This window comes from Hydrogenophaga sp. UC242_53, from assembly GCF_042696965.1.
Taxonomy (GTDB): Bacteria; Pseudomonadota; Gammaproteobacteria; order Burkholderiales; family Burkholderiaceae_C; genus Hydrogenophaga.
The window spans coordinates 4757497-4782039 of sequence record NZ_CP170552.1; the positions used below are offsets into that span (position 1 = coordinate 4757497).

Here is a 24543-nt window from a genome sequence, read left to right on the forward strand (position 1 = left end):
GACTCCTGCACCGCTCTGGACGCAGTAAACCACCGCCGTTCAGCCGAGACCAATTCAAAGATTGGCGGAGTTCTATACAATTTTTCTATGCGACTGACTCAGCTCCGATCCTTCTACGCCGTGGCCCGCATGGGCAGTTTCACCAAGGCCGCGGAGCACCTGCACGTGAGCCAGCCCACCATCACCACGCAGGTGCGCTTTCTCGAGGAGAGCTACAAGGTGGAGCTGTTCCACCGCAGCGGTCGCCGCGTGCAGCTCACGCAGCTGGGCGAACAGCTGATGCAGCTGGCGCAGAACATCTTCAGCCTGGAGGGCGACGCGGTGAGCCTGCTGCGCGACGCGGGCGAGCTGCGCACCGGCCAGCTGCGCGTGGCGGCCGTGGGGCCGTACCACGTGACCCGGATGCTGGCGGACTTCAGCCAGCACTACCCGGCCATCAAGGTCAGCGTGAGCACCGGCAACTCGCAGGACGTGCTGGACCGCCTGCTCGACTACCGCGCCGACGTGGGCGTGCTCGCGCAGCTGGTGAAGGACGACCGTTTCCTCTCGGTGCCGTTCAGCCGCCACCCGGTGGGCATCTTCACCTCCAGCGAGCACCGCTTCGCGCGGCGCCGCAGCATCCGGCTGGCCGAGCTGCAGGGCGAGCGCATGATCCTGCGCGAGCAGGGCTCGACCACGCGCAAGGCGCTGGAGCTGGCCTTGCACAAGGCCGGCGTGGAGCCCGAGGTGGTGATGGAGATCAGCAGCCGCGAGGTGATCCGCGAGGCCGTGTCGCAGGACATCGGCATCGCCGCGGTGTCCACGGTGGAGTTCGTGCCCGGCCCGGGCCTGCACCTGGTGAGCATCAGCGACGCGGACATCTACACCTACGCGCACGTGCTGTGCCTGGCCGAGCGGCGCAGCGCGCGCATGGTGCACGCGTTCTTCGAGACCGTGTCGCCGCCCACCGAAGGCGTCCACCGGCCGGCCCGCAAGAAAGGCAACGGACGGTAGGCGCGAAGGGACGGTTTTACCGAAGGGGCGGGCTCTTCACCTGCAGCGCGCCCGGCGGCGAGACCACGGCCGGCGCCTCGACGATCCCCGTGGCGTCGTCCATGCCCGTGCGGTGTCGGTCGCGCACGAAGAGCGCGCCGATGAGCACCGCGAGGGCCGACACCGCCACGGTGTAGACCAGCCCCTGGAAGATGTTGCCCGAGGCGACCACCATGGCCGTGGCGATGAAGGGGGCGAAGCCGCCGATCCAGCCGTTGCCGAACTGCAGGGCCACCGAGACGCCGCTGTAGCGCACGCGCGTGGGGAACTGCTCGACCAGGAAGGCGCCCATGGGGCCGTAGACCATGGTGCGCCAGGAACACCAGGCAGAACAGCATCAGCACCACCATGGGCGCGTTGATGCGCGCCGGGTCGGCGCTCACCGGCATGCCGCGCTCGATCAGCGCCTCGCGCAGCGCGGCCTGGTCGAAGCCGTCCCAGCGCTGCTCGCCCAGCACCACGCGCAGCTCGCCGCTGGCGGGCTGGATGGTGTAGGGCACGCTGTTGGCCGCGAGGAAGGAGCGCGCGCGCGTGCAGGGCTTGGTGGCCTTGGGCTGGAACAGCTGGCCGATGAAGGTCTGGTCTTCGCGGCAGTCGCCGCCTTCGATGACCACCACCGTGCGCTCGCGGAATTCCTGCAGGCCCGGGTTGCCGTACTTCGCCATGCCTTCGAAGATGGGAATGAAGAGCAGCGCGGAGAGCAGGCAGCCCGTGAGCATGATCCACTTGCGCCCGATGAGGTCGGAGAGCCAGCCGAAGAACACGAAGAAGGGCGTGGCGAGGATGAGCGCGATGGTGAGGTAGGCGTAGGCCGACTGGGGCGGCAGCTTGAGCGTGGCGGTGAGGAACTGCAGGCTGTAGAAGTGGGCGGTGTACCAGATCACGGCCTGGCCGGCGACCGCGCCGAAGATGGTGACGAGCACGATGCGCAGCGTGGGGCCGTGCGCGAAGGTGTCCTTGATCGGGTTGCGCGAGCCCCGGCCTTCGGCCTTCATCTGCTGGAACACGGGCGACTCTTCGAGGCGCGCGCGCACGTACATGGAGTACGCCAGCAGCAGGATGGAGAGCATGAAGGGCACGCGCCAGCCCCAGGCGAGGAACTGCTCGGGGCTGAGCACCGAGCGCAGCGCGAGGATGACCGCCAGCGACAGCAGCAGCCCGATGGTGCCGGTGATCTGCAGCCAGCTGGTCATGAAGCCACGTCGGCGCACCGGCGAGTGTTCGGCGATGTAGGTCACGGCACCGCCGAACTCGCCCCCGATGGCCAGGCCCTGCAGCAGGCGCAGCGAGACCAGGATGGCCGGCGCGGCCCAGCCGATGGTCTCGAAGGTCGGCAGGAAACCGATGGCCGCGGGGGCGACGCCCATGATCATCATGGTGATGAGGAAGGTTTTCTTGCGCCCCACCGTGTCGCCCAGGCGGCCGAAGAACACGGCGCCGAAAGGCCGCAGCACGAAGCCCGCGCCGAAGGTGGCGAGCGAGGCGAGGATGGCGGCGGATTCGTTGCCCTGCGGAAAGAACAGGGCGCCGAAGAACACGGCCAGGCTGCCGTAGATGAAGAAGTCGTACCACTCGAACACGGTGCCGAGGGCGGCGGCGAAGACGACGCGGCGCGTCTCGGCGGGGGAAGGTGTTGTTGTGCTCATGATCTTGTCTCCGTGATGGTGTTTATTGAACCGCAGGAAGCCGGCCGATGAAGTGGCGCAGGCCGTCGTTGAACTCGGCCGGCTGCTCCAGCATGGGGAAGTGCGCGGCCTGCGGGATCAGCAGCAGCTCGGCGTGCGGCAGGCCCTGGGCCAGCGCGCGCGATTCGGCGGGCGGCGTGATGCGGTCCTCTTCGCCGCAGACCACCAGCGCCGGCAGCTGCAGCCGGGCCAGCTGCGCGCGCGAGTCGGCCGCGTTGAGCGAGGCGATCGCCTGGCGGGCGACGAAGGCGGGCGTCTGCGTCACCTCCTGGCGCGCGAAGTCGATCAGCGCGCGCGGCGCCACCGAGCCGAACGAGCGCTCGATGACCGCCTGGCTGGCCGGCTCCACGCCCAGTTCGTCGATCGCCTTGAGCACGTTGTCCACGCGCACGTCCGGCCCCAGGCCGTGGGGCGTGGCGCCCACGAGCACCAGCGCGCGCAGAAGGTGGGGGTTCTTGAGCGCGAAGGCCTGGGCGATCGTGCCCCCCATCGAGAGGCCGATGAGCACGGCCTCGGTGATGCGCAGCGTGTCGAAGACCCGTTCGAGGTCGCTCACGAAGGCCTCCATGGTGTAGTCGCGGTGGGCCGGGCGCGGCGAGCTGCCGTGCCCGGGCAGGTCGATGATGACCAGCCGGTGGGTGGTCGAGAAGGCCTCGATCTGTTCGCGCCAGAACGCGCCGGTGGTCGTGAAGCCGTGGCACAGGAACAGGGTGGGGCCGCTGCCGTGCACCGTGACGCGCGTGTCGCCGATCAATGTGGAACTCATCTTGGGGTCTCCAGGGTTGGGCTGAGAAAAGCCGCCGCCAGGCGGCCTGCCCGTCTTCGCACGACATGTGCCAGTGCGCGCCTCGGCCGCCCCGCGAGGCAAGACCGTTGTTTCTCAAGGGAAAAACCGCGCGTTGGGCCCGATTGACGGTTTCGCGGCCGGCGGCTAGTCTCAAATTCGCGTCTCAAATCTGAGAACCGAGAGGAACCCACCATGCCCTTTCCCGACTGGTTCGGCTCCGGCCAGAACGAGGCGGTCTTTCTGCGCCGCCTGCTGGACCACGTGTCGGACTGCCTGGTCGCCGTCGACACCGAAGGGCGCGTGGTCCTGATCAACGAGCCCTACTGCCGCCTGCTCGGCGGCCGGCAGGAGGATTTCATCGGCCGCCACATCACCGAGGTGGTGTCGGAGAAGACGCGCCTGCACCTCGTGGCGCAGGGCGAGGCGGTGGTGACGGGCGTGCCGCTGGAGGTGCGAGGGCAGCAGCTGTTCGCGCGCCAGGTGCCGGTGTACCAGGACGACCGCATCATCGGCGCGGTCGGGCTGGCGCTGTTCTCCAACCTGAATGCGCTGAAGAAGGCGGTGGCGCTGGCGGCGCAGCAGGACCTGTCGATCCGCAGCGCGGGCAGCGGCTGGGTGGCGCGCCACGGCGTGCAGGACCTGATCGGCACGGGCGCGCGCATGGACGCCCTGCGCGCGCGCATCGTGCAGGCCGCGCAGCACGCGCTGCCGGTGCTGATCCAGGGCGAGAGCGGCAGCGGCAAGGAACTGGCCGCGCACGCCATCCACGCGCACTCGGCGCGGGCGCGGCGCCCCTTCGTGTGGGTGAACTGCGCCTCCATCCCCGAGGGCCTGATCGACGCGGAGCTGTTCGGCTACGAGAGTGGCGCCTTCACCGGCGCGCGCGCCCGGGGCAAGCCCGGCAAGTTCGAGATCGCCAACGGCGGCACGCTGTTCCTCGACGAGATCGGCGACATGCCGCTGCACCTGCAGGCCAGCCTGCTGCGCGCGGTGCAGAACCAGGAGATCGTGCGCCTGGGCGGCACCGCGCCGATCGCGATCGACACGCGCATCGTCTGCGCGACCCACCGCGACCTGCCCGCCCTGGTGCGGCGCGGCGCCTTCCGGCTCGACCTGTACTACCGCCTGAACGTGGCCGGCCTGCGCATGCCGGCGCTGCGCGAGCGCGACGACCTGGCGGACTTCATCGGCCTGCTGCTGCAGCGCGTGGCGCAGCGCGAGGGCCTGGAGCCGCGCCGCATGCCGGCGGCGGTGCTCGCGCGCTTCGTGCAGTGCCCCTGGCCGGGCAATGCGCGCCAGCTGGAGAACGCGCTGCTGCGCTTCCTGCTCTCGGGCGAGGTGGCGCTGGACGAGGACGCCGGCCTGGGCGCCGACACCGGGCGCCCCGTGGCGGATGCAGCGAATGCGGCGGACGGCGGCTACTCGCTGCAGGCCGGGCTGGACCGCGAGCGGGACGCGCGCATCCGCCAGGCCCTGCGCGCGGCCGAGGGCCGGAAAGACGAGGCCGCGCGGCTGCTGGGCATCAGCCGGGCCTCGCTCTACCGCGAGCTGCGCCGCCTGGGCGCGGGCTGAACCGCGGCGCCGCTCAGACCCAGCCTTCGAGCACCACCTTGCCGCGCGCCTTGCCCGATTCGATCAGGGCGTGGGCGCGCTTCAGATTCGCGGCGTTGATGGGGCCGAAGTGCTCGGCCAGCGTGGTGCGGATCAGGCCGGCATCGACCAGCGCGGCCACTTCGTTGAGCAGGCGGTGCTGGCCGATCATGTCGGCGGTGCCGAACAGCGCGCGGGTGAACATCAGCTCCCAGTGCACCGAGACCGACTTGCGCTTGAACTTCGTCACGTCCAGCGAGGCCGGGTCGTCGATCAGGCCGAACTGGCCCTGGGGCGCGATCGCCTCGACGATCTGATCGAAGTGCGCATCGGTCTGCGTGAGGCTCACGATGCGGTCCACCTGGGGAAAGCCGATGCGCTTCAATTCCGCGGCGATCGGCTGGCTGTGGTCAATCACGTGGTGCGCGCCGAGCGCCTTCACCCAGGCCTGCGTCTCGGGCCGCGAGGCGGTGCCGATGACGGTGAGACCGGTCAGCCGCGTGGCCAGCTGCGTGAGGATGGAGCCCACACCGCCCGAGGCTCCGATGATGAGCAGCGTGCCCGCGGTGGGCGACTTGCCGGGGGCGACACCCAGGCGGTCGAACAGCATTTCCCAGGCGGTGATGGCGGTGAGCGGCAGCGCCGCGGCCTGCGCGAAGTCGAGCGACTGGGGCATGCGGCCGACGATGCGCTCGTCCACCCGATGCAGCTCGCTGTTGGTGCCGGGGCGCGCGATGGAGCCGGCGTACCAGACGCGGTCGCCCGGCTGGAACAGCGTGACCTCCGGGCCCACGGCCTTGACGATGCCGCTGGCGTCCCAGCCCAGCACCTTGTGGGCCTCGCCCTCGGCCGGCGCGCCGCTCTTGCGCACCTTGGCGTCCACCGGGTTGACCGACACGGCTTTCACCTCGACCAGCAGGTCGCGGCCCGCTGCGCACGGGGTCGGGCAGGGTGATGTCGATCAGCGAATCGGCGGCGCTGATGGCCTGGGGCTTCTGGTATCCAACGGCTTTCATGGGGGTGCTTTCAATTGAGAAGGGAATAAGAAGGAACTCAGGCAGCGACAGCGTAGTCCGTGTAGCCGCGCGCGCCGCCGCCGAACAGCGTCGTCGGGTCGATCTCGGCCAGCGGCAGGTTGGCCGCGAGGCGCGCCGGCAGGTCGGGGTTGGCGATGAAGGAGCGGCCGAAGGCCACGAGGTCGGCCAGACCGGCCTGCAGGATGGCCTCGGCGCGCGGCGCGTCGTACTTGCCCGCGACGATCACGCGGCCCTGGTAGGCGCGGCGCAGTTCGCGGCGGAACGCTTCGGGCACCTGGCGCGCGTCGTCCCAGTCGGCTTCGGCCAGGTGGAGGTAGGCCAGGCCGATCTCGTCGAGCTGTTTGGCCAGGTGCAGGATGGTGGGCACGATCTCGGGGCAGTCCATGTTGCGCTGGGTGATGAAGGGCGCCAGCCGCATGCCGGTGCGCTCCGCGCCGGCCTCGCTGGCCACGGCGGCGGCCACCTCGGCGGCAAATCGCGTGCGCTGCGCCATGCCGCCGCCATACGCGTCGGTGCGGTGGTTCGAGGTGGTGCGCAGGAACTGGTCGATCAGGTAGCCGTTGGCGCCGTGGATCTCCACGCCGTCGAAACCGGCGCGCATGGCGTTGGCGGCGGCGCGGCGGTAGTCACCGATCGTGGCCTGGATGTCCTGCAGCGTCATGGCGCGCGGCACCGGGGCATCCACCATGCGGCCCACGCCGTCCTCGCCCATCACCCAGACCTTGGCGTCGGGCGAGAGGGCCGAGGGCGCCACCGGCAGGCCGTCGGCATGGAAGCTGGCGTGCGACATGCGGCCCACGTGCCACAGCTGCAGCACCATGCGCCCGCCCGCCGCATGCACCGCGTCGGTCACGCGGCGCCAGCCGTCCACCTGGGCTTCGCTGTGGATGCCGGGCGTGAAGCTGTAGCCCTGGCCCTGCGGCGAAATCTGGGTGGCTTCGGACACGATCAGGCCCGCGCCGGCGCGCTGCGCGTAATAAGCTGCGATGAGCTCGTTGGGCACGTTGCCGGGCTGGCTGCTGCGGCTGCGCGTGAGCGGCGCCATCACCAGGCGGTTGGGCAGCTGCAGCGGGCCGAGTTCGAGGGGGCGGAACAGGGTGGAGGTCATGGTGGGCTTTCGGTGAAATGGGAATGAACGGATGGTCTCTCGATCCGTTCATTTGAAAAACCACCTGGCCTTTGAATGCATCTTCAAGCAGAATTTGAAGATCATGAAAGCCCTGCAGGACCTGGACATCTTCGTGCGCACCGTCGACAGCGGCAGCCTCTCGGCCACGGCGCGCGCGCTCGACCTCACGCCGGCCGCCACCAGCGCGGCGCTCAAGCGGCTGGAGGCCGAACTCGGCGTGCCGCTGTTCGTGCGCTCCACCCGCAGCCTGCGGCTCACGCAACAGGGCGAGCGCTTCCTGGAACAATGCCGCCCGGCGCTGGAGGCGCTGCAGCAGGCCAGCCAGCAGATCGGCGCGGGCGAGCAGGCCTTGCAAGGCGTGCTGCAGCTCGCCGCGCCGTCGGACCTCGGCCGCAACCTGCTGCTGCCCTGGCTCAACGAGTTCCAGGACACGCACCCGAAAGTGGACGTGCGCCTGCTGCTCTCGGACAGCATCGCCAACGTCTACAGCAACCCGGTGGACGCGGCCTTGCGCTACGGCAAGCCGCGCGACTCCAACCTGGTGGCCCTGCCGCTGGCGGCCTCGCACCGGCGCGTGCTGTGCGCCTCGCCGGCCTACCTCGCGCGCTACGGCGCGCCCGCCACGCCGCACGAGCTCAGCGGGCACGACTGCCTGTGCTTCATGCTCAACGACGAGGTGCACGACCGCTGGCGCTTCTCGCGCGGGGACGGCGAGGCTGAGATCACGGTGCGCGTGAAGAGCGTCAATGTCTCCAACGACGGCGACGCCGTGCGGCGCTGGGCCCTGCTGGGTAAGGGCATCGCCTACAAGTCGTTTTTCGACGTGGCCGACGACCTGGCGCAAGGCCGCCTGCAGGCCCTGTGCATCGACTGGACCACCGAAGCCGTGCCGCTGTTCCTCGTGCTGCCCAGCCGGCGCCAGCTCACACCGCTGATGCGCTGCCTGCGCGACTTCATCGCCGAGCGCACCGCGCCCTTGCTCGCTCAGGCGCCGGTCTGACGGTTCAGCCGCGCCAGCAGCTCGGCGCGGATGTCCTTCTTCATCACCTTGCCGACCTTGGAGCGCGGCAAGTCGGGCCAGACCTCGACCCGCTTGGGCGCCTTCACGCTGCCGATGCGCGCCTTCACGAAGGCGATGATCTCCTCGGGCTGCAGGCTGCGGCCCGCGTGCGGCTGCAGCACCGCCACCACCGCCTCGCCCCACTTCTCGTCGGGCAGGCCGATCACGGCGCTGTCCTGCACGTCGGGGTGCTGCATCAGCGCCTGCTCGACCTCGACCGAGTAGACGTTGAAGCCGCCGGTGATGATCATGTCCTTGGCACGGTCCACGATGTAGAGGAAACCGTCCGCGTCCAGGCGGCCGATGTCGCCGGTGTGGTGCCAGCCGAAGCGGCCGGCCTCGGCCGTGGCTTTCGGATCCTGGTAGTAGCCCATCATCACCAGCGAGCTGCGCACCACGATCTCGCCGGTCCCGCCCGGGGGCAGCAGCACGCCTTCGCTGTCCATGGTCGCCACCTGCACCAGCGGGCCGGGCCGCCCGGCGGACGAGAGGCGCTCGCGCGCCACGCTGCCGTCGGCGTGGAAGTGTTCGCGCGGCGACATCATGGAAATCATCATCGGCGCCTCGGTCTGGCCGAAGAGCTGCGCCATCACCGGGCCGATCTTGCTCAAGGCTTCTTCCAGCCGCGCGGCCGAGATCGGCGCGGCGCCGTACCAGAAGCACTGCAGCGAATCGAGCTGGGTCGTGGCCAGCCGCTCGTGCTGCAGCAGCATGTAGATCAGCGTGGGCGGCAGGAAGGTGTGGGTGACGCGGTGGCGCTCGATCAGCGACAGGAACTCGCCCAGGTCGGGCTTGGGCATGATGACCACGCGCCCGCCCAGCGCCATCACCGGCAGGCACAACACGCCGGCCGCGTGCGTGAGCGGCGCGAGCGCGAGGTAGGTGGGCCGGCCGTCGAACGGGTAACCCATGAGCGTGAGCGCGCTCATGGTCTCCAGGTTGCGGCCCGAGAGCATCACGCCCTTCGGGCTGCCGGTGGTGCCGCCGGTGCCCGCGATCATGGCCAGGTCGTCCACCGGGAGCACCTCCACCGGCTCGTCGCTGGTGCCGTCGGCCCATTGCGCCCAGGAGGGCGCGAAGGGCAGCACGGCGTCGAGGCACACGTACACGCGCACCTTGGGCAGCTGCGCGCGCATCTGCTCGACCATGGGCGCGTAGGCGCTGTGGAAGATCAGGCAGCTGCAGTCGAAGGCGTCGAGCACGTAGCGGTTTTCCGAGGCCTCGTTGCGCGGGTTCACCGGGCACCACACGGCGCCCGCGCGCGAGATGCCGAACACGCAGGCAAAGGCCAGCGCGTCGTTGCTGGAGAGCACCGCCACCTTGGCGCCGGGGTCGATGCCGGTGCGCGCCAGCGCGCGCGCCACGCGGTGGCTGATGCGCCGCACGTCGTCGTAGCTCAGGTCCATGCCACCCATCGAGAGACAGGGCGCGTCCGGGCCGAGCATGGCCCCCTTGTCGAGGTAGTCGATCAGTCGCATGGAGGGGCCCGTTTCACACGTGCACGGTCAGCACCGGGGCCTGCACCAGGCCGAAGCCGCGCAACGCACCGAGCAGCTCGTGGTGGCCGAAGGCCTGGCAGCCCGAGGCGAAACCCACGCGCTTCGGTGGCTGCTGCAGCAGCCAGTTGGCGGCGAAGGCCTGCATCATCCCGGTCTGCTTGTAGTTGCAGTTGCCGAAGATGACGCAGTGCGCGCGACCCAGCGGGCCCGAGGCGTGCACCGAGTCGACCGACTTGTTGATGCGCGGGTTCTCGCGCGGCGGCATGGTGTTCATCACGCCGGCCGCGGTCTGCGCGAGCGCGGCGTAGCGGTCGTCGGGGTTCATGTCCTTGGTGGCTTCCAGCGCGGCGGCCACGATCAGCGGCACGCCCTGCATCAGCGGCTTGTTGAACACGCCGCCGAGCACCTTCACGTTGGCCACGCGCGGATCGCGCTTGAACCACACCGGGTGCGAGGTGCCGCCCCAGGGCAGGGCCAGCGCCATCTCGTGCTGGCCGGGAATCGCCAGCTGGTAGAGCCCGGCGTCGGGCTGCCATTCGACGAACTGGTTCTGCTGCAGGTGGTAGGCCTTGGCGATGGCGGCATTGACCAGGATGGTCTGCGTGGACGCGATGGTCGGGCTGCCGCCCCAGAACACCGCGATGTCCAGCGTGTCCAGGCCGGGCGTCTCCAGGCAGAGCTGCGCGGCGATCTCGCCGGTGGTGTACATCTGCGCCAGGCCGGGCGAGAGCAGCAGGCCGGCGTTGGCGAACTTCTCGCCGTACTGCTCGTCCAGCGTGATCAGCCAGTCCTGCTCGCCGGTGGTGTCGGTGTAGTGGCACTTCGCGGCCAGGCAGGCCTGCACCACCTCGGGGCCGAACTTCGCGAACGGGCCGACGGTGTTGAGCACCACCGAGGCGCCCTTGAAGAGCTCGGTGAGCGCCTTGACCGAGTGCTCGACCTCCACCACCTCGAAGCTCGCGGTCTCGATGCCGGGCACGTTGGCCTGCATGGCGGCGTTGAGCTTGTCGGCGCTGCGGCCGGCGGCGATGAAGGGGATGTTGTACTCGCGCAGGTACTCGCAGACCAGGCGGCCGGTGTAGCCGGAGGCGCCGTAGACGATGACGGGTTTCTTGCTGGTTTTGCTCATGGTGTTCTCCCGGTTCACATGCCCATGCCGCCGTCGACCGGCAGGCCCGCGCCGTTGATGAAGCGCGCCGCGTCCGAACAGAGGAAGACCACCGCGTCCGCCATGTCGCCCACCTCGCCCAGGCGGCCCGAGGGGGTCTGCTCGATGATCGCGCCCACCGCCGCGTCGGGCGAGGCGAACAGGCCGGCGGCCACCACGTCGGTGGCCAGCTTCATGCCCATCTCGGTCGGCACCAGGCCGGGGTAGATGCAGTTCACGCGCACGCCGTAGCCGAGTTTGCCGGCTTCCATCGCGGCCACGCGGGTGAGGCGGTCCACCGCCGACTTGGTGGCCGAGTAGCCCGCGATGGCGGGGAAGGCGATGGTGGCGGCGACCGACGAGATGTTCACCACCGCCCCACCCTGGCCGGCGGCGCCGTTGGGCCGCATGGCGCGGAAGGCGTGCTTGAGGCCCAGCGCCGTGCCGACGATGTTCACGTCCAGCATCTTGCGCAGCGACTCGGGCTCGATGTCGGCCACCAGCGCGGTGACCTCGATGCCGGCGTTGTTGATCAGGATGTCGAAGCCGCCCAGCGTGTCCACCGTGGCCTTCACGGCGGCCTGCCAGTCGGCCTCCTGCGTCACGTCGAGCTTCACGAAACCGGCTTTCGCGCCGCCGGTGACGGGCAGCTTGCCCGCCGTCTCCTGGCCGAGCGACGTGAGCACGTCGCCAATCATCACCGAGGCACCCGCTACCGCGAGCGCCTGTGCCATGCCTTCGCCGAGGCCGCGCGCGCCCCCGGTGACCAGGGCCTTGCGGCCGGTCAGATCGAACTTCGCCATGTTTGTCTCCTGGTGTGTGTGGACCGTGTTCTTCGAGGAACGGCTCCATGCTACGGAGCTTTCTTGACAAGTGTCAAGATTTTTCTTGACGACTGTCCAAATTCGAATGGCGCGGGCGGGCGGCCGTCCTTACAATGGCCCGATGAGCAAAGCGCCCCCCCGCAACGACAAGTTCAACGAACGCCGCGCCGAACTCGGCGAGGCCGCGCTGCAGACGCTGGCCGACCTGGGCTACGCGCGCACCAGCCTGCGCGAGATCGCGCAGAACTCGGCGTTCTCGCACGGCGTGCTGCACTACTACTTCACCGACAAGCTCGACCTGATCCTGTGCAGCGTGCGCCAGTACAAGGCGCGCTGCGTGACGCGCTACGACGAGGTCACGACGACCTCCACCCACTTCGAACAACTGCTCGACGGTTTTGCCGAGGCGCTGGGCGAGACGCTGCGCACCGAGACCACCATGCACCGGCTCTGGTACGACCTGCGCTCGCAGGCGCTGTTCGAGGAGGCGCTGCGCGACGACGTGGAGGCCATCGACAAGAGCCTGGAGAAAATGATCTGGCGCGTGATGCAGCGCCTCTCGGAGCTCGCGGGCGCGCCGGTGAAGGCGCCGAGCGAGGTGGCCTACGCCCTGCTCGACGGCCTGTTCCAGCAGGCCCTGCTCAAGCACCTCTCAGGCGACAGGAAGGCCATCGCCACCCTGCAGGCCGGCGTGCGCCTGGTGGTGCTGCAGATGATCGACGCGCCCGCCGCCGCCACGCCCCAGCGCGCGAAGAAGGCGCCCAAGCGCAAGCTCGCCATCGCCTGAGCCGGCGCTACGTCGTGGCCTTGAGGCCGGCCACGCCGACCAGGATCAGGCCCATGCAGGCGAGCCGGAACGGGTCGCCGCTCTCCCCCATCCAGGTGATGCCCGACAGCGCCACCGTCACGCAGCCCACGCCCACCCACACGGCGTAGGCGGTGCCCATGGGCAGGTCGCGCAGGGCCAGCGTCAGCAGGCCCAGGCTCAGCGCGACCACGCCGAGGCCGATCACGCTGGGCCAGAACACGGTGAACTCCTGCGAGCGCTTGAGCGCGATCAGCCACACCGGCTCCAGCAGGGCCGCGAAGAGCAGGATCAGCCAGGCGGTTTTTTCCTGAGAGGCGATCATGCGGCGTACCCCCCGTCGACGGCGATCGATGCGCCCGTGATGAAGCGCGCGCCGTCGCCGGCCAGGAAGGCCACCAGCGCCGCCACCTCGTGCGGCTCACCGTACCGGCCCAGCGCCACATGGGCGCGCTCGCCCTCGGCCTGCGGGCTGTCCGCCGGGTTCATGTCGGTGTTGATCGGGCCGGGCAGCACCAGGTTGGCCGTGATGCCGCGCGGCCCGAGGTCGCGCGCCAGGCCCTTGGTGAGGCCGACCAGCGCGGCCTTGCTCATCGCGTACAGGCTCCAGCCCGCCTCCGGCACGCGCTCCGAGAGGCAGCTGCCGATGCTGATCACGCTGCCGCCCGGCGCCATGTGCGGCACCGCGGCGCGCGTGGCGATCACCGTCGCGGCCATGTGCACGGCGACCAGCGCGTCGAGCTGCGCATCGGTGGTCTCGTCGATGGCGCCACCGGCGTAGATGCCCGCGTTGTTGACCAGGATGTCCAGCCGGCCGTGCACCTCGCGCGCGCGGCCCACCGCGGCGGCCAGGGCCAGGCGGTCCGCGCTGTCGGCCTGGATGGCGCTGCAGCGCACGCCCTCGGCCACGATGGCGTCGTGGGTGCGCTGCGCCTGCGCCGAGGCGTGCTGGTGGGTGAACGCCACCTCGGCGCCGTGCTGCGCGAGCTGGCGCGCGATGGCCGCGCCGATGCCCCGGCTGCCGCCGGTGACGAACGCCACTTTGCCCTGGAGCGGTTTCATGTCGAGTCCTTTTCGTAGTGATGACTTCAAAATGGTAGAAAGGCGGACCGGTTCGCGTCCGGCCCGAATTCTTCGACCACTCATACAGAAAGGAAACGCCATGCGCACCCGAGGTCGCCCACCCGGTTTCACGCGCGATGCCGTGCTCGCCAAGGCCATGCTGGTGTTCTGGGACCGCGGCTACGACGGCACGTCCATCGCCGACCTCACCACGGCCATGGGCATCAACCCGCCCAGCCTCTACGCGGCCTTCGGCTCCAAGGAAGCGCTGTTCCGCGAGGCGGTGGACCTCTACGAGCGCACGGAAAACCCCGAGGCCGAGCTGGCGCTGACCGACGAGCCCACGGCCTTCGAGGCCATCGCGGCCATGCTGCGCAGCCACGCCATCGCCTACGTGAACCCGAGCCGGCCCAGCGGCTGCATGGTGGTGCTCGGCGCCACCGTGGGCGTGCCGGCCAACGAGAAGGTGCGCGCCCACCTGCGCGAGCTGCGCCTGCGCGCGCAGGACGCGATCCAGCACCGCATCGAGTGCGGCATCGCCGACGGCGACGTGCCGCCGCAGGTCGACTCGGCGCTGCTCGCGATGTACTACACCACGGTGCTCGAGGGCCTGTCGATGCAGGCGCGCGACGGCATGGGCGAGGAACAGCTGCTGCGCATCGTTGACTGCGCGATGGCCTCGTGGCGCAGCTCGGTGGTGGTGGCGTCGAAGCGTTAGCGCCGGGCGCGGTTGCGCCGTTGATCGGGTGAAATATGACGATCATCATATTGACGGCTACAATCCCGCCACCATGGAAATCGCGCCCAACCGCAAGGCCCTCACGCACGAACGCATCGTGGACACCGCGTCGCGGGCGATCCGCCGCGCGGGTTTCCAGGGCGTGGGCGTGGCCGACATCATGAAAGAGGCCGGCCTGACCCACGGCGGCTTCTACGCCCACTTCGCCTCGCGCGACGCGCTGCTGGCCGAGGCCCTGGCGCACGCCGGGCAGCAGAGCGCGGCGCGCATCGCCAAGGGCAACGCCGCGCGCGAGGCCGAGGGTGCGAGCCCCCTGCGCGCGCTGGTGGACGGTTACCTGTCGGAGCGCCACCTGAGCGGCACCGAAAACGGTTGCGCGGTCGCGGCCCTGGTGTCGGAGATGCCGCGCCAGTCGCCCGATGTGCGCGCCGCCGCCGCCGAGCGCGTGCGCGGCCTGGTGTCGGCGGTCGAGCGCGCGCTGCCCGAGGGCGCGGCCCCTGGCCTGGCCGCCGCCATCGCCAGCCAGCTGGTGGGCGCGCTGCAGCTGGCGCGCGCGCTGGGCGACAACGCCGAGGGCAAGGCCCTGCTGGCCGACAACCGCCGCGCCCTGCTGGCGCGGCACGACGTTTCTTCTTCCCCTTCCACCTGAACCCTGCCGGCTTTCATGTGCCCCGTTTTGCTTCGCCCACAAATATGACGATCGTCATATTCACCTTGTCTCCCTTCCTTCATTGACTGGACTTTCACCATGCAGCTTCACAACGCCACCGTTCTCATCACCGGCGCCAACCGGGGCATCGGCCTGGCCTTCGCGCGCGAGGCGCTGGCGCGCGGCGCGCGCAAGGTCTACGCCGGGGCGCGCAACCCGGCCAGCGTGACGCTGCCGGGCGTGGAGCCGATCGCGCTGGACGTGACCGACCCGGCGGCGGTCGCCGCCGCGGCGCGCCACGCGAGCGACGTGACGCTGGTGGTCAACAACGCCGGCATCGCTTCGCTGGGCGGCTTCCTCGCCGATGGGGCTGAGGCCTCGGCGCGCGCGCACCTGGAGACCAACTTCTTCGGCCTGCTGCGCGTGAGCCAGGCCTTCGCGCCGGTGCTCGCGGCCAACGGCGGCGGCGCGCTGCTCAACGTGCTGTCGATCGCGAGCTGGATCAACTCGCCCATGCTGTCGGTCTACGGCGCGAGCAAGTCCGCCGCCTGGGCGCTCACGAACGGGCTGCGCCACGACCTGCGCGCGCAGGGCACGCAGGTGCTGGGCCTGCACATGGGTTTCGTGGACACCGACCTCACGCGCGGCATCGAGATGCCCAAGTCCACGCCCGAGGCCATCGTGCGCCGCGCCTTCGACGCGCTGGAAGCCGGTGCCGAGGAGGTGCTGGGCGACGAGCTCACGCAGCAGGTCAAACGCGGCCTCTCGGCCGAACCCGGCATCTACCTGCGCGATGCGCGCGCCTGAGCGGAGCCCCCCCATGAGCGCTGTCCTGCCCGTCGACGCACCGCGCGCCGACCCCGCCCAGACCCGCGTGCAGCAGATGCTGCACGCGCCGCTGCTGCCCACGCTGTTCCGGCTGGCCACGCCCAATGTGATGGGCCTGTTCGCCATGACCATCGTGATCGGCTACGACGGCTACATCCTCGGGTTGGTGGGGGCGGACGCGCTCGCCGGCATCGCGCTGGTGTTCCCCTTGTCGATGCTGATGCTGCAGATGTCGGCCGGTGGCATCGGCGGCGCGACCACCGCCGCCGTGGCGCGCGCGCTGGGCGCGGGCCGGCGCGAGGACGCGAGCCGGCTGGCGCAGCAGGCCTTGTTGATCGCCGCGCTGCTGGCAGTGCTGTTCATGGCGGCCATGCTCGGCGGCGGGCGCGGCATCTTCGCCGCCATGGGTGGGCGCGGGCCGGCGCTGGAGGCGGCGCTGGCGTATTCGAACGCGCTGTTCGCGGGCGCCGCGGTGATCTGGTTCACCAACGTGCTGGCCGCCGTGGTGCGCGGCGCGGGCAACATGCTGCTGCCCTCGCTGCTGCTGGTGGCCACCGCGCTGATGCACCTGGGCCTGAGCCCGCTGCTGGTGTTCGGCTGGGGCCTGGTGCCGGGCATCGGCGTGGCCGGCGCGGCCCTGAGCACGCTCACGGTGAACGCGCTGTCGGCCCTGGTGATGGTGGCCTGGCTGCTGCGCCGCGACGGCGCGGTGCACCTGGGGCGCACACCGTGGTGGCCCCAGCGCTCGCTGTGGCGCGAGATCCTGCGCGTGGGCCTGCCGGCCTCGCTCAGCCCGGTGATCAGCAACGCCTCCATCGCGGTGCGCACGGCGTTCGTGGGCCACTACGGCACTGCCGCGCTCGCGGGCTATGGCGTGGCGGCGCGACTCGAGTACATCCTGGTGCCGATCGCGTTCGGCTTCGGCACCGCGCTGACCGCGATGGTCGCGACCAACATGGGCGCGGGGCAGGCCCCGCGCGCGGTGCGCGTGGCCTGGGCCGGTGGCGCGGTGGTGGCGGCCATCACGGGCGCCATCGGCGTGGCGACCGCGATCGCACCCGGGCTGTGGATGAACCTCTTCACGCAGGACGCCGCGGTGCTGGCCTTCGGCGCCAGCTACCTGAACATCGTCGGCGGCTGCTACGGCTTCTTCGGCCTGGGCCTGGCGCTGTTCTTCGCTTCGCAGGGCGCGGGCCGCATGTTCTGGCCGCTCGCGGGCAGCATGGGCCGCCTCGTCATCCTCGGGGTGGGCGGCTGGCTCTGCGTGCATGTGTTCCAGACCTCGGCCAGCGGCCTGTTCGCGGTGGTCGCGCTCAGCCTGGTCGTTTATGGTTCCACCCTGGCGATCGCGATCCGGCTGGGCAGCTGGACGCGTTGAGCCCCTCGCCCTTTCATTCCAAAAGACAGGAGACCCGCATGACCGATCTCACCGAACAATTCAACCAGCGCGGCGTGGGCAAGCTGCCGGGCCATCTCGGCCTGGTCTTCACGCAGGTGAGCCCGCAGGAGGTGCGCGCCGAACTCGCCGTGCAGCCCCACACCATGGCACCCAATGGTTTCCTGCACGCGGGCAGCGTGGTCACGCTGGCCGACACGGCCTGCGGCTACGGCTGCGTGGCGAACCTGCCCAAGGAGGCCAACGGCTTCACCACCATCGAGCTCAAGAGCAACCACCTGGGCACGGCGCTGGAAGGCACCATCGACTGCGTCGCGAAACCCGCGCACCTGGGCCGCACCACGCAGGTGTGGGACGCGGTGGTCACGCACCGCGAGACGGGCAAGACGATTGCCCTGTTCCGCTGCACGCAGATGGTGCTGTACCCCAAGGCGGCGGGCTGAGCGCGCACCGGGTTGAATCCAGTGGCGGGATGAGCGCGTATCCAGTGGGCAAGCCAACGCCGGCACCGCCGGCACAACCCCAAGGAGCCTCCCATGAAACTCGCCCGCCTCTCCCTCATCGCCCTGGCCCTCTCCACCGCCTGCGCCGGCATGGCGCTGGCCGCCGACGCTGCGTCGCCCAAGACGCGCGACCAGGTGCGCGCCGAACTCGCCGAAGCGCAGCGCAACGGCACGCTGATCGCCGATCGCCAGACCGGTGCCACCTACCGCGACCTGAACCCTGGCCGCTACGCCACCATGCCCATGGCATCGATGAAGACCCGCGCCGACGTGCGGGCCGAGCTGCGCACCGCCTGGGCGCGTGGTGAGCTGGTGGCCGACGGCCAGACCGGCATCACCTACCGCGAACAGGCGCCGCACCGCTACATGACGCAGACCCTGGTGGTGGTCCAGCGCTGAACGGCCCGCCCACCGGAGCCCCGGCGTCTTTCAGCGATGTCGGGGCTTCGGCGCATGGGGTGCGCGCCGCGCTACAGTTCAACCCCATGCCCCGCATTGCTGTCATCGACTTCGAAACCACCGGCATCTCGCCCACCATGGGCGACCGCGCCACCGAGGTGGCGATCGTCATCACCGAACAGGGGCGCGTGGTGGACCGCTACCAGAGCCTGATGAACGCGGGCGTGCGCATCCCGTCTTTCATCACGCAGCTGACCGGCATCACCAACGCCATGATCGAGACCGCGCCACCGGCCGACACCGTGATGCGCGAGGCCGCGCGTTTCGTGGGCGAGGTGCCCATGGTGGCGCACAACGCGGCGTTCGACCGCCGCTTCTGGACAGCCGAGCTCGAGCGCGCCGGCGCGCCGGCGCCGCAACCCTTTGCCTGCACCGTGCTGCTCTCGCGCCGGCTCTACCCCGAGGCGCCGAGCCACAAGCTGGGTTCACTGGTGGATTTTTTTCGGCTGCCGCGCACCGGTCAGGCACACCGGGCCTTGGCCGACGCCGAGATGGCGGCCGAGCTGCTGGGCCGCATCCAGCACGACCTGCGCGCACGCCATGGTGTGGACGAGCCCGATCACGGTTTTCTGATGGCCCTGCAGCGCTGCACGCGCGCCGCCCTGCCTCGTTTCATCCAGACGCACACACAGCGCCCGGATGCGCAGGCCCTCAAACCACGCGCAGCTTGATCGGCCCCAGCGACCAGGGCTGCCAGTTCATGGCCACGTACGAGGTGGTCTTGTGCACGCTGTTGTCGTAGGCGCCGGCCATGTAGGACAGCTCGGCGCTGGTGCGGTACTCGGCGCCCAGGCCCAGGTTGTTCTCGTTGTAGCCGTTGTGGCGGGCAAAGTGGCGCGAGAAGCCGCCCACGTTGATCCAGACCTCGTTCTTGAAAGGCTCCAGCACCATCGCGGGCGGGTCGCTGGGCGCGGTCGTCTGCGCCAGGGCCGGGCCGCTGCCCAGGCACACTGCCACGAGTCCGAGGTAAAAGGTCTTCATCGTCCTGTCCATCTTCCATCGCCCACGCGGTGGGGCTGTCTCTGTCTATCTCGACCGCGCGCTTCGGCGCCTGAAACCGCCCATGCCCCAGAATCCACCGAACGTGACCTTTTTGCGCGCCCACGGACCTCGGGCCGCTTCTTTGTCATCCGCCCGACATTTCGATCTGCCATGAAAACCCACACCCCGCACACCGTCCTGTCCACCCACGACACCACCCGCATCGACGACCTGCGCATCGGCGCGGTGCGCCCCCTGATCACGCCGGCCCTGCTGCAGGAATGGCTGCCCGCGCCCGATCCCGCGCAAGCCCTGGTGGAAAGCAGCCGCGCCGCGATCTCGCGCGTGCTGCATGGGCAGGACGACCGCCTCGTGGTCGTCGTCGGTCCGTGCTCCATCCACGACCACGCCCAGGCCATCGACTACGCCGAGCGCCTCAAGGCCCAGGCCGACGCGCTGCAGGAGGACCTGCTGGTGGTGATGCGCGTGTACTTCGAGAAGCCGCGCACCACGGTGGGCTGGAAGGGCTACATCAACGACCCGCACCTCGATGGCAGCTTCGCGATCAACGAAGGGCTGGAAATGGCGCGCGCGCTGCTGCTGGAGGTGCTCGCGCTGGGCCTGCCGGTGGGCACCGAATTCCTGGACCTGCTCAGCCCGCAGTTCATCAGCGACCTGGTGAGCTGGGGCGCGATCGGCGCGCGCACCACCGAGAGCCAGAGCCACCGGCAGCTCGCCAGCGGGCTGAGCTGCCCGGTGGGCTTCAAGAACGGCACCGACGGCGGGGTCAAGGTCGCGTCCGACGCGATCCAGGCCGCGCGCGCCGCGCACGCCTTCATGGGCATGACCAAGATGGGGCAGGCCGCGATCTTCGAGACGCGTGGCAACGACGACTGCCACGTGATCCTGCGCGGCGGCGCGCAGCCCAACTACAGCGCCGCGGACGTCGCCGGTGCCTGCGGCCTGCTGCAGAAAGCCGGCCTGCGCGAACAGGTGATGGTCGATGTGTCGCACGCCAACAGCAGCAAGCAGCACCGCCGGCAGATCGACGTGGCCGCCGATGTGGCCGCGCAGATCGGCGCGGGCGAGCGCCGCATCGTCGGTGTGATGATCGAGAGCCACCTGCACGAAGGCCGGCAGGACATCGTGCCCGGCCAGCCCCTGCAGGCGGGCGTGAGCGTGACCGATGCCTGCATCTCGTTCGAGCAGACCGTGCCGGTGCTCGAAGGCCTGGCGGCCGCCGTGCGGGCCCGGCGCACGCGCGGGTAGGCACCATGGCCCTGCGCTGGCGCGGTCCGCCCACCGTCAACCTGGCCCTGCAGGGCGGCGGCGCGCACGGCGCTTTCACCTGGGGGGTGCTCGATGCCCTGCTGGAGGATGGGCGCCTGCGCTTCGACGGCGTGAGTGGCACCAGCGCGGGCGCGATGAACGCGGTGCTGCTGGCGCAAGGCCTGATGGCCGGGGGAGCGGAGGGCGCGCGCGCCGCGCTCAGGGGCTTCTGGAGCGCCGTGGCGGCCAGCATGCCGTTCGAGGTGGCCTTGCCCACGGCCGACGGCAAGGACATGCGGCTGGCGCCGGCCATGCAGCTGATGCTGCAGTGGACCCACTACTTCTCGCCCGAGCAGCTCAACCCGTTCGACCTCAACCCCTTGCGCAAGATCCTGTCGAGCCAGGTCGATTTCGAGCGCCTGCGCGCGCGCAGCCCGGTCAAGCTGTTCGTCGCGGCGACCAACGTCAACACCGGCAAGCTGCGGCTGTTCCGCTCGGGGGAGCTCACGCCCGACGCGGTGCTGGCCTCGGCCTGCCTGCCCACCATGCACCGCAGCGTGGTGATCGATGGAGAGCCTTACTGGGATGGGGGTTACGCGGCCAATCCGGCGGTGTTCCCGCTGTTCCACGAGTGCCGCGCGCGCGACATTGTGCTGGTGATGCTGGCCCCGCTCAAGCACAGCGCCACGCCGCAGTCGGCGGCGGACATCAAGAGCCGCATGATGGAACTGGCGTTCAACGCCACCTTCCTGCGCGAGATGCGCATGTTTGCCCACCTGCGCGAGCGCGCGGCCCACAGCCCCTGGTGGCGCCGGGGCGAACTCGACCGGCGCCTGGCCGGCACGCACTTTCACGTGATCGAGGCCAGCGAGGTCATGCGCGAGCTGAGCGCCGAGAGCAAGGCCGCGGCGAACATGCGCTTCTTTGAAATGCTGTTCGCGCTGGGCCGCGAGCACGGCAGCGCCTGGCTGTCGGCGCACCACGCCGACGTGGGCCGACGCAGCAGCGTCGACCTGCAGGCGCTGTTCTACTGAGAAAACGAAGGATCAGCGCGGCTTGCGCGGCACCATCGGGCCGCGGCCTTCGATGTGGCGGAAGTTGATGCGGCCCTTGGTCAGGTCGTAGGGCGAGAGCTCCAGCGACACCCGGTCACCCGCCAGGATGCGGATGTGGTTCTTCTTCATCTTGCCGGCCGAATAAGCGATCAATTGATGACCGTTGTCCAGCGTGACGCGAAAGCGCGTGTCGGGCAGCACCTCGTTGACGATGCCCATCATGTCGATCAGTTCTTCTTTGGCGATGGTGTTTCCTTTGCTTGAAGTGTATCGGTCAGTTCGGGCGGGCGGAAAGGCGGACCGAGTCGTGCACCCAGTCAATGCCTTGCGCAAGGGCGTAATCGGCCGCCGCGTCGTGTGTGGGAAAGGCGCTGTCGAACCGGATCACCCGGTCGGTGGACGCGCTGCCATGGCCGCTGGCAATGGAGACCTGCGCGGCAAAAAGGCCGTTCCGGCAGAAGGCGGGGCAAAGCCGCGATGCGGTATTTGCCCATGGTGAGGGGAGACAGTCTCGTAATCGTTGTGTCGTTCGTGTGAATCATCAAAAACATCAGTGGGCGGGACGCGCGGTCGGTACCGTGGCGTCGTGGATGCCCGAAACAAATAACAGGTGGCAGCCCCATGCGCCGGGGTGCCCCACCGGTTCATCCGATCTCGGCGTGGCGCGGATGCGTCAAGCCAGAACCGGCGCACGAGCCACGGCAGAGGCATCGGCAACAGCAGGGAGGAAGAAGGCCACGGTGCTGTGAGAAAGCGGTGTGGCGGCACCTTGGAGGGGCTGGACCAGCAGCCCCTCTGCCGGGGGCGGTTGCATCCTGGCAGTGAAGTCGGGATGCGGCTGGTCGCTCAAGGCGACTGCGTAATGTAACACAAAAGAGCCAGCCGCGCTGGCTGCCCTCAGGCGCCGCCTGACGCCTGGGCCCCAAAGGAAGAAATGGTCTCCTGGATGAGATTCGCCAGTTTTTCGTAGGGCAGGGGCTTGTAGGCGATGACAACGGCGGTGGCGGTGCTTTCCGGGCCATGCCGGATTTCCACATCCCCGGTCAGCAGAATGGACGGGATTTGTGCCCCGGCCCGCTTGCGGACCCGTTTGATCAATTCATAGCCGGACAGTCCGGCGTCCAGATGAAAGTCGGTCAGGATCAGGTCGATCGGGCTGGACGTCATTTCCAGCTTGGCTTCCAGGCCAACCCAGTCGCACGCGGCGATGACGCGGCAACCCCACTCCTCCAGCGTGCGCGCCATGCTTTCCAGCACGATTTCATCGTTGTCCACGACGACGATGCGCAACCCACGAAGGTAGGTGTCCTTGGCGGGTGCGACCACCGCCTGCAGGTCCTGGCTGCGGGGCAGGGTCAGGAAGAAGGTGGTTCCCTGCCCCACCAGCGATTCCACCTGAATGGGGGCTTTGATGAGATCGGCCGTCTGTTTGACGATCGCGAAACCGAGCCCGATGCCATCCACCGAGTCCTTTCGATAAGGCAATCGGACAAAAGGCTCGAATATCTTGTTCAGGTCGTCCGTCGGGATGCCGATCCCGTTGTCCGCGACGGTGATCACCACCGACTGGGGCGCCGGCGACGTGGCAGTGATCCGCACCAGGCCGCGCGACGAATACTTGATGGCGTTGGACAGCAGGTTCGTCAGGATCGTTCTCAGATGATGGGGATCGGTCAGCACGCTCAGTTCGTGCGCCTCGAAAACGACGCTCAAACCGCTGGTGCTGGCCGTCTCTTCAAACTCATTGGCGAAGGAGCTGAACATCTTTTCCAGCGAGATGGCCTCCGACAACGTCGTGACCTGCCCGGAGTTCAGCCGTGTGACGGCCATCAACATGGTGAGGGATTTCGAAAGCGAGTTGACCACTTCGTTCACCGCTTCGACCTCCAACGCATCGCACGCGGGCGCCTCATTCGCCACAAAGGAAGTTCCATGAAGACCCCATTCCGCGTTCTGCTGCTTTGCGCCGTCGGCCTTGTGGGCCAGCAAGCACTGGCTGCCAATGTCAGCGCCACCTTCAACGCCTCTGTCACGCTGACCTCCGTCTGCCGGGTCAAGACCGGCTCGGACAACCAGACACTCAATTTCGGCACCTACACCGCGTTCCAGGGCGGCGCACAAAACGCCGCCGGCATCAATATCGATTTCGAATGCACGCGCGGTTTTGCCGCCGCCCCCACCGTGGCCTTCGACACCGGCACCGACATGACGAGCACCGCTGCGGCAGCCACGGCGACGGGCGAAGGCGTGGTTGCCGGCCTGCGCTACACGCTGGCCGTGGCAGCAGGTGCCATCACAGCGGGCTCGGCAGCCACGACCTCCAGCATCGGCACGGCCGACACCTACCGCTATGCCGTGTCAGGCGCCATGCCTCCAGGCCAGGCAGGCACTCACAACCCAGGTCTGCAGACGCAGGCGCGCCAGCTGATCATCACCTATTGACGCCCGAGATGTCATGAACGCAGTCTGCAGCACCCACCGCCGAGCGGTGGGTGTGTTGTGCGGTCTTCTTCTGACGTGGCCCCTCGCGGCCGGCGCCGCAGCCACGGCGGGCTTTCACGTCGCGGTGAAGATGGCATCGACGTCACAAGGCACCTGCGTGAGTGAGCCTCTGAACGAAGCTGCCGATTTCCAGGTGACGTGCACCAGCGGTCAGTTCGTGGACATCTTGCCAATGCCCCTCCATGCCTTTGTGGGCACATCGGGCGGCCATTTTCGCTATCTCATGATGCGCGGAGCGTCCGACTCGGCCCGTTCCGCCCGTTTCCCGGTCTCGCGGGATCCACCAGCCTCCGTCACCGCGATGCGAGTGTCCTCGGGCCACGAGCGGACCGACGAGCCGGTGGAGATCCTGGTGTCTTTCTAGTGTCTCTGTACTTCCTGCGGAGGATGCCCGTTCCTTGCAGAGCAGGCTCAAGCCCATGAACGTTTCTGCCTCTCTCGCCCGATCGACGTGGCTCCGGTGTCTTGCACTTGCTTTCTCCACGCCCGCCTTGGTATGGGCCCC

25 protein-coding genes and 2 pseudogenes are annotated in these 24543 nt (G+C 69.2%); 15 read left to right on the forward strand and 12 right to left on the reverse strand.

Annotated features, from left to right (window positions below; genetic code table 11):
- Positions 1–87 precede the first annotated feature (87 nt).
- On the forward strand, positions 88–993 hold the full coding sequence (locus ACFJI0_RS23910; RefSeq protein ID WP_382322614.1) for a LysR substrate-binding domain-containing protein: 906 nt from the start codon (positions 88–90) through the stop codon (positions 991–993).
- A 118-nt stretch (positions 994–1111) separates the two neighbouring features.
- On the opposite strand, the pseudogene ACFJI0_RS23915 reads toward ACFJI0_RS23910, so the two are convergent.
- A pseudogene (locus ACFJI0_RS23915) lies at positions 1112–2678 on the reverse strand (MFS transporter); the annotation flags it as partial.
- A 22-nt stretch (positions 2679–2700) separates the two neighbouring features.
- Positions 2701–3483 carry an alpha/beta fold hydrolase gene (locus ACFJI0_RS23920; protein WP_382322615.1) on the reverse strand — a complete coding sequence of 261 codons (783 nt, stop codon included), beginning with the start codon at positions 3481–3483 and terminating at the stop codon, positions 2701–2703.
- Between the two features lie 213 nt (positions 3484–3696).
- Between ACFJI0_RS23920 and ACFJI0_RS23925 the strand changes: the two genes are divergently transcribed.
- Positions 3697–5076: a sigma-54 interaction domain-containing protein gene (locus ACFJI0_RS23925; RefSeq protein ID WP_382322616.1), complete on the forward strand. Its 1380-nt coding sequence runs from the start codon at positions 3697–3699 to the stop codon at positions 5074–5076.
- Positions 5077–5089: 13 nt separating this feature from the next.
- Here ACFJI0_RS23925 and ACFJI0_RS23930 read toward each other — a convergent pair.
- Together ACFJI0_RS23930 and ACFJI0_RS23935 are read right to left on the reverse strand one after the other, a co-directional pair.
- Positions 5090–6110, reverse strand: a pseudogene (locus ACFJI0_RS23930) (zinc-binding alcohol dehydrogenase family protein).
- A gap of 37 nt (positions 6111–6147) precedes the next feature.
- A complete protein-coding gene (locus ACFJI0_RS23935) occupies positions 6148–7239 on the reverse strand; it encodes an alkene reductase (protein WP_382322617.1) in 1092 nt (363 codons plus the stop codon).
- Between the two features lie 103 nt (positions 7240–7342).
- Here ACFJI0_RS23935 and ACFJI0_RS23940 point away from each other — a divergent pair, with 103 nt between their 5' ends.
- A complete protein-coding gene (locus ACFJI0_RS23940) occupies positions 7343–8260 on the forward strand; it encodes a LysR family transcriptional regulator (RefSeq protein ID WP_382322618.1) in 918 nt (305 codons plus the stop codon).
- Here ACFJI0_RS23940 and ACFJI0_RS23945 read toward each other — a convergent pair.
- The 3 genes from ACFJI0_RS23945 to ACFJI0_RS23955 are packed head-to-tail and all read right to left on the reverse strand — an operon-like array spanning position 8245 to position 11769.
- Complete coding sequence (locus ACFJI0_RS23945) at positions 8245–9798, reverse strand: AMP-binding protein (protein ID WP_382322619.1); 1554 nt, start codon at positions 9796–9798, stop codon at positions 8245–8247. The two genes, ACFJI0_RS23940 and ACFJI0_RS23945, sit on opposite strands and share 16 nt — an antisense overlap.
- Positions 9799–9811: 13 nt before the next feature.
- Positions 9812–10948 (reverse strand): DUF5938 domain-containing protein, encoded by a 1137-nt coding sequence (locus ACFJI0_RS23950; RefSeq protein WP_382322620.1) that lies wholly within the window; start codon positions 10946–10948, stop codon positions 9812–9814.
- Between the two features lie 14 nt (positions 10949–10962).
- On the reverse strand, positions 10963–11769 hold the full coding sequence (locus ACFJI0_RS23955; RefSeq protein WP_382322621.1) for an SDR family NAD(P)-dependent oxidoreductase: 807 nt from the start codon (positions 11767–11769) through the stop codon (positions 10963–10965).
- A 142-nt stretch (positions 11770–11911) separates the two neighbouring features.
- Here ACFJI0_RS23955 and ACFJI0_RS23960 point away from each other — a divergent pair, with 142 nt between their 5' ends.
- On the forward strand, positions 11912–12577 hold the full coding sequence (locus tag ACFJI0_RS23960) for a TetR/AcrR family transcriptional regulator (protein WP_382322622.1): 666 nt from the start codon (positions 11912–11914) through the stop codon (positions 12575–12577).
- Positions 12578–12584: 7 nt separating this feature from the next.
- On the opposite strand, the gene ACFJI0_RS23965 is transcribed toward ACFJI0_RS23960, so the two are convergent.
- Together ACFJI0_RS23965 and ACFJI0_RS23970 are read right to left on the reverse strand one after the other, a co-directional pair.
- Positions 12585–12920 (reverse strand): multidrug efflux SMR transporter, encoded by a 336-nt coding sequence (locus tag ACFJI0_RS23965; protein ID WP_291111674.1) that lies wholly within the window; start codon positions 12918–12920, stop codon positions 12585–12587.
- Positions 12917–13657, reverse strand: coding sequence for an SDR family NAD(P)-dependent oxidoreductase (locus tag ACFJI0_RS23970; protein ID WP_382322623.1), 741 nt, complete (start codon positions 13655–13657; stop codon positions 12917–12919). Before ACFJI0_RS23970 ends, ACFJI0_RS23965 begins: the two co-directional genes overlap by 4 nt.
- Before the next feature lie 100 nt (positions 13658–13757).
- Between ACFJI0_RS23970 and ACFJI0_RS23975 the strand changes: the two genes are divergently transcribed.
- From ACFJI0_RS23975 to ACFJI0_RS24005, 7 genes are all read left to right on the forward strand, one after another.
- Complete coding sequence (locus ACFJI0_RS23975; RefSeq protein ID WP_382322624.1) at positions 13758–14375, forward strand: TetR/AcrR family transcriptional regulator; 618 nt, start codon at positions 13758–13760, stop codon at positions 14373–14375.
- Between the two features lie 73 nt (positions 14376–14448).
- The gene (locus ACFJI0_RS23980) at positions 14449–15045 is read left to right on the forward strand and encodes a TetR/AcrR family transcriptional regulator (protein WP_382322625.1); all 597 of its coding nucleotides are present in this window, start codon (positions 14449–14451) and stop codon (positions 15043–15045) included.
- A 99-nt stretch (positions 15046–15144) separates the two neighbouring features.
- Positions 15145–15852: an SDR family oxidoreductase gene (locus ACFJI0_RS23985; RefSeq protein ID WP_382322626.1), complete on the forward strand. Its 708-nt coding sequence runs from the start codon at positions 15145–15147 to the stop codon at positions 15850–15852.
- 13 nt (positions 15853–15865) lie between these two features.
- Positions 15866–17251, forward strand: a complete 1386-nt coding sequence (locus tag ACFJI0_RS23990; RefSeq protein WP_382322627.1) for an MATE family efflux transporter — start codon at positions 15866–15868, stop codon at positions 17249–17251.
- Between the two features lie 38 nt (positions 17252–17289).
- Positions 17290–17712 carry a PaaI family thioesterase gene (locus ACFJI0_RS23995; protein WP_382322628.1) on the forward strand — a complete coding sequence of 141 codons (423 nt, stop codon included), beginning with the start codon at positions 17290–17292 and terminating at the stop codon, positions 17710–17712.
- A 93-nt stretch (positions 17713–17805) separates the two neighbouring features.
- Positions 17806–18171, forward strand: coding sequence for a DUF4148 domain-containing protein (locus ACFJI0_RS24000; protein ID WP_382322629.1), 366 nt, complete (start codon positions 17806–17808; stop codon positions 18169–18171).
- 86 nt (positions 18172–18257) lie between these two features.
- Positions 18258–18902, forward strand: a complete 645-nt coding sequence (locus ACFJI0_RS24005; protein WP_382322630.1) for a PolC-type DNA polymerase III — start codon at positions 18258–18260, stop codon at positions 18900–18902.
- Here ACFJI0_RS24005 and ACFJI0_RS24010 read toward each other — a convergent pair.
- Positions 18883–19212, reverse strand: coding sequence for a hypothetical protein (locus ACFJI0_RS24010; RefSeq protein WP_382322631.1), 330 nt, complete (start codon positions 19210–19212; stop codon positions 18883–18885). The genes ACFJI0_RS24005 and ACFJI0_RS24010 overlap by 20 nt on opposite strands.
- Positions 19213–19383: 171 nt before the next feature.
- Between ACFJI0_RS24010 and ACFJI0_RS24015 the strand changes: the two genes are divergently transcribed.
- Both ACFJI0_RS24015 and ACFJI0_RS24020 read left to right on the forward strand, forming a co-directional pair.
- On the forward strand, positions 19384–20481 hold the full coding sequence (locus ACFJI0_RS24015) for a 3-deoxy-7-phosphoheptulonate synthase (protein ID WP_382322632.1): 1098 nt from the start codon (positions 19384–19386) through the stop codon (positions 20479–20481).
- 5 nt (positions 20482–20486) lie between these two features.
- Entirely contained in the window at positions 20487–21515 is a 1029-nt protein-coding gene (locus ACFJI0_RS24020; RefSeq protein ID WP_382322633.1) for a patatin-like phospholipase family protein, read from the forward strand.
- 12 nt (positions 21516–21527) lie between these two features.
- Here ACFJI0_RS24020 and infA read toward each other — a convergent pair whose 3' ends face one another.
- Both infA and ACFJI0_RS24030 read right to left on the reverse strand, forming a co-directional pair.
- Complete coding sequence (gene infA, locus ACFJI0_RS24025) at positions 21528–21782, reverse strand: translation initiation factor IF-1 (RefSeq protein WP_056265133.1); 255 nt, start codon at positions 21780–21782, stop codon at positions 21528–21530.
- A 651-nt stretch (positions 21783–22433) separates the two neighbouring features.
- Positions 22434–23411, reverse strand: a complete 978-nt coding sequence (locus tag ACFJI0_RS24030; protein WP_382322634.1) for an ATP-binding protein — start codon at positions 23409–23411, stop codon at positions 22434–22436.
- Between the two features lie 57 nt (positions 23412–23468).
- Between ACFJI0_RS24030 and ACFJI0_RS24035 the strand changes: the two genes are divergently transcribed.
- On the forward strand, positions 23469–23978 hold the full coding sequence (locus tag ACFJI0_RS24035) for a hypothetical protein (protein WP_382322635.1): 510 nt from the start codon (positions 23469–23471) through the stop codon (positions 23976–23978).
- A gap of 13 nt (positions 23979–23991) precedes the next feature.
- Positions 23992–24402, forward strand: a complete 411-nt coding sequence (locus tag ACFJI0_RS24040; protein ID WP_382322636.1) for a hypothetical protein — start codon at positions 23992–23994, stop codon at positions 24400–24402.
- Positions 24403–24543: the final 141 nt, after the last annotated feature.

Bases quoted from the DNA above. Each gene is read 5' to 3' on its own strand.
- ACFJI0_RS23910 (WP_382322614.1), top strand. From the start codon at position 88: ATGCGACTGACTCAGCTCCGATCCTTCTACGCCGTGGCCCGCATGGGC.
- ACFJI0_RS23920 (WP_382322615.1), bottom strand. From the start codon at position 3,483: ATGAGTTCCACATTGATCGGCGACACGCGCGTCACGGTGCACGGCAGC.
- ACFJI0_RS23925 (WP_382322616.1), top strand. From the start codon at position 3,697: ATGCCCTTTCCCGACTGGTTCGGCTCCGGCCAGAACGAGGCGGTCTTT.
- ACFJI0_RS23935 (WP_382322617.1), bottom strand. From the start codon at position 7,239: ATGACCTCCACCCTGTTCCGCCCCCTCGAACTCGGCCCGCTGCAGCTG.
- ACFJI0_RS23940 (WP_382322618.1), top strand. From the start codon at position 7,343: ATGAAAGCCCTGCAGGACCTGGACATCTTCGTGCGCACCGTCGACAGC.
- ACFJI0_RS23945 (WP_382322619.1), bottom strand. From the start codon at position 9,798: ATGCGACTGATCGACTACCTCGACAAGGGGGCCATGCTCGGCCCGGAC.
- ACFJI0_RS23950 (WP_382322620.1), bottom strand. From the start codon at position 10,948: ATGAGCAAAACCAGCAAGAAACCCGTCATCGTCTACGGCGCCTCCGGC.
- ACFJI0_RS23955 (WP_382322621.1), bottom strand. From the start codon at position 11,769: ATGGCGAAGTTCGATCTGACCGGCCGCAAGGCCCTGGTCACCGGGGGC.
- ACFJI0_RS23960 (WP_382322622.1), top strand. From the start codon at position 11,912: ATGAGCAAAGCGCCCCCCCGCAACGACAAGTTCAACGAACGCCGCGCC.
- ACFJI0_RS23965 (WP_291111674.1), bottom strand. From the start codon at position 12,920: ATGATCGCCTCTCAGGAAAAAACCGCCTGGCTGATCCTGCTCTTCGCG.
- ACFJI0_RS23970 (WP_382322623.1), bottom strand. From the start codon at position 13,657: ATGAAACCGCTCCAGGGCAAAGTGGCGTTCGTCACCGGCGGCAGCCGG.
- ACFJI0_RS23975 (WP_382322624.1), top strand. From the start codon at position 13,758: ATGCGCACCCGAGGTCGCCCACCCGGTTTCACGCGCGATGCCGTGCTC.
- ACFJI0_RS23980 (WP_382322625.1), top strand. From the start codon at position 14,449: ATGGAAATCGCGCCCAACCGCAAGGCCCTCACGCACGAACGCATCGTG.
- ACFJI0_RS23985 (WP_382322626.1), top strand. From the start codon at position 15,145: ATGCAGCTTCACAACGCCACCGTTCTCATCACCGGCGCCAACCGGGGC.
- ACFJI0_RS23990 (WP_382322627.1), top strand. From the start codon at position 15,866: ATGAGCGCTGTCCTGCCCGTCGACGCACCGCGCGCCGACCCCGCCCAG.
- ACFJI0_RS23995 (WP_382322628.1), top strand. From the start codon at position 17,290: ATGACCGATCTCACCGAACAATTCAACCAGCGCGGCGTGGGCAAGCTG.
- ACFJI0_RS24000 (WP_382322629.1), top strand. From the start codon at position 17,806: ATGAAACTCGCCCGCCTCTCCCTCATCGCCCTGGCCCTCTCCACCGCC.
- ACFJI0_RS24005 (WP_382322630.1), top strand. From the start codon at position 18,258: ATGCCCCGCATTGCTGTCATCGACTTCGAAACCACCGGCATCTCGCCC.
- ACFJI0_RS24010 (WP_382322631.1), bottom strand. From the start codon at position 19,212: ATGAAGACCTTTTACCTCGGACTCGTGGCAGTGTGCCTGGGCAGCGGC.
- ACFJI0_RS24015 (WP_382322632.1), top strand. From the start codon at position 19,384: ATGAAAACCCACACCCCGCACACCGTCCTGTCCACCCACGACACCACC.
- ACFJI0_RS24020 (WP_382322633.1), top strand. From the start codon at position 20,487: ATGGCCCTGCGCTGGCGCGGTCCGCCCACCGTCAACCTGGCCCTGCAG.
- ACFJI0_RS24035 (WP_382322635.1), top strand. From the start codon at position 23,469: ATGAAGACCCCATTCCGCGTTCTGCTGCTTTGCGCCGTCGGCCTTGTG.
- ACFJI0_RS24040 (WP_382322636.1), top strand. From the start codon at position 23,992: ATGAACGCAGTCTGCAGCACCCACCGCCGAGCGGTGGGTGTGTTGTGC.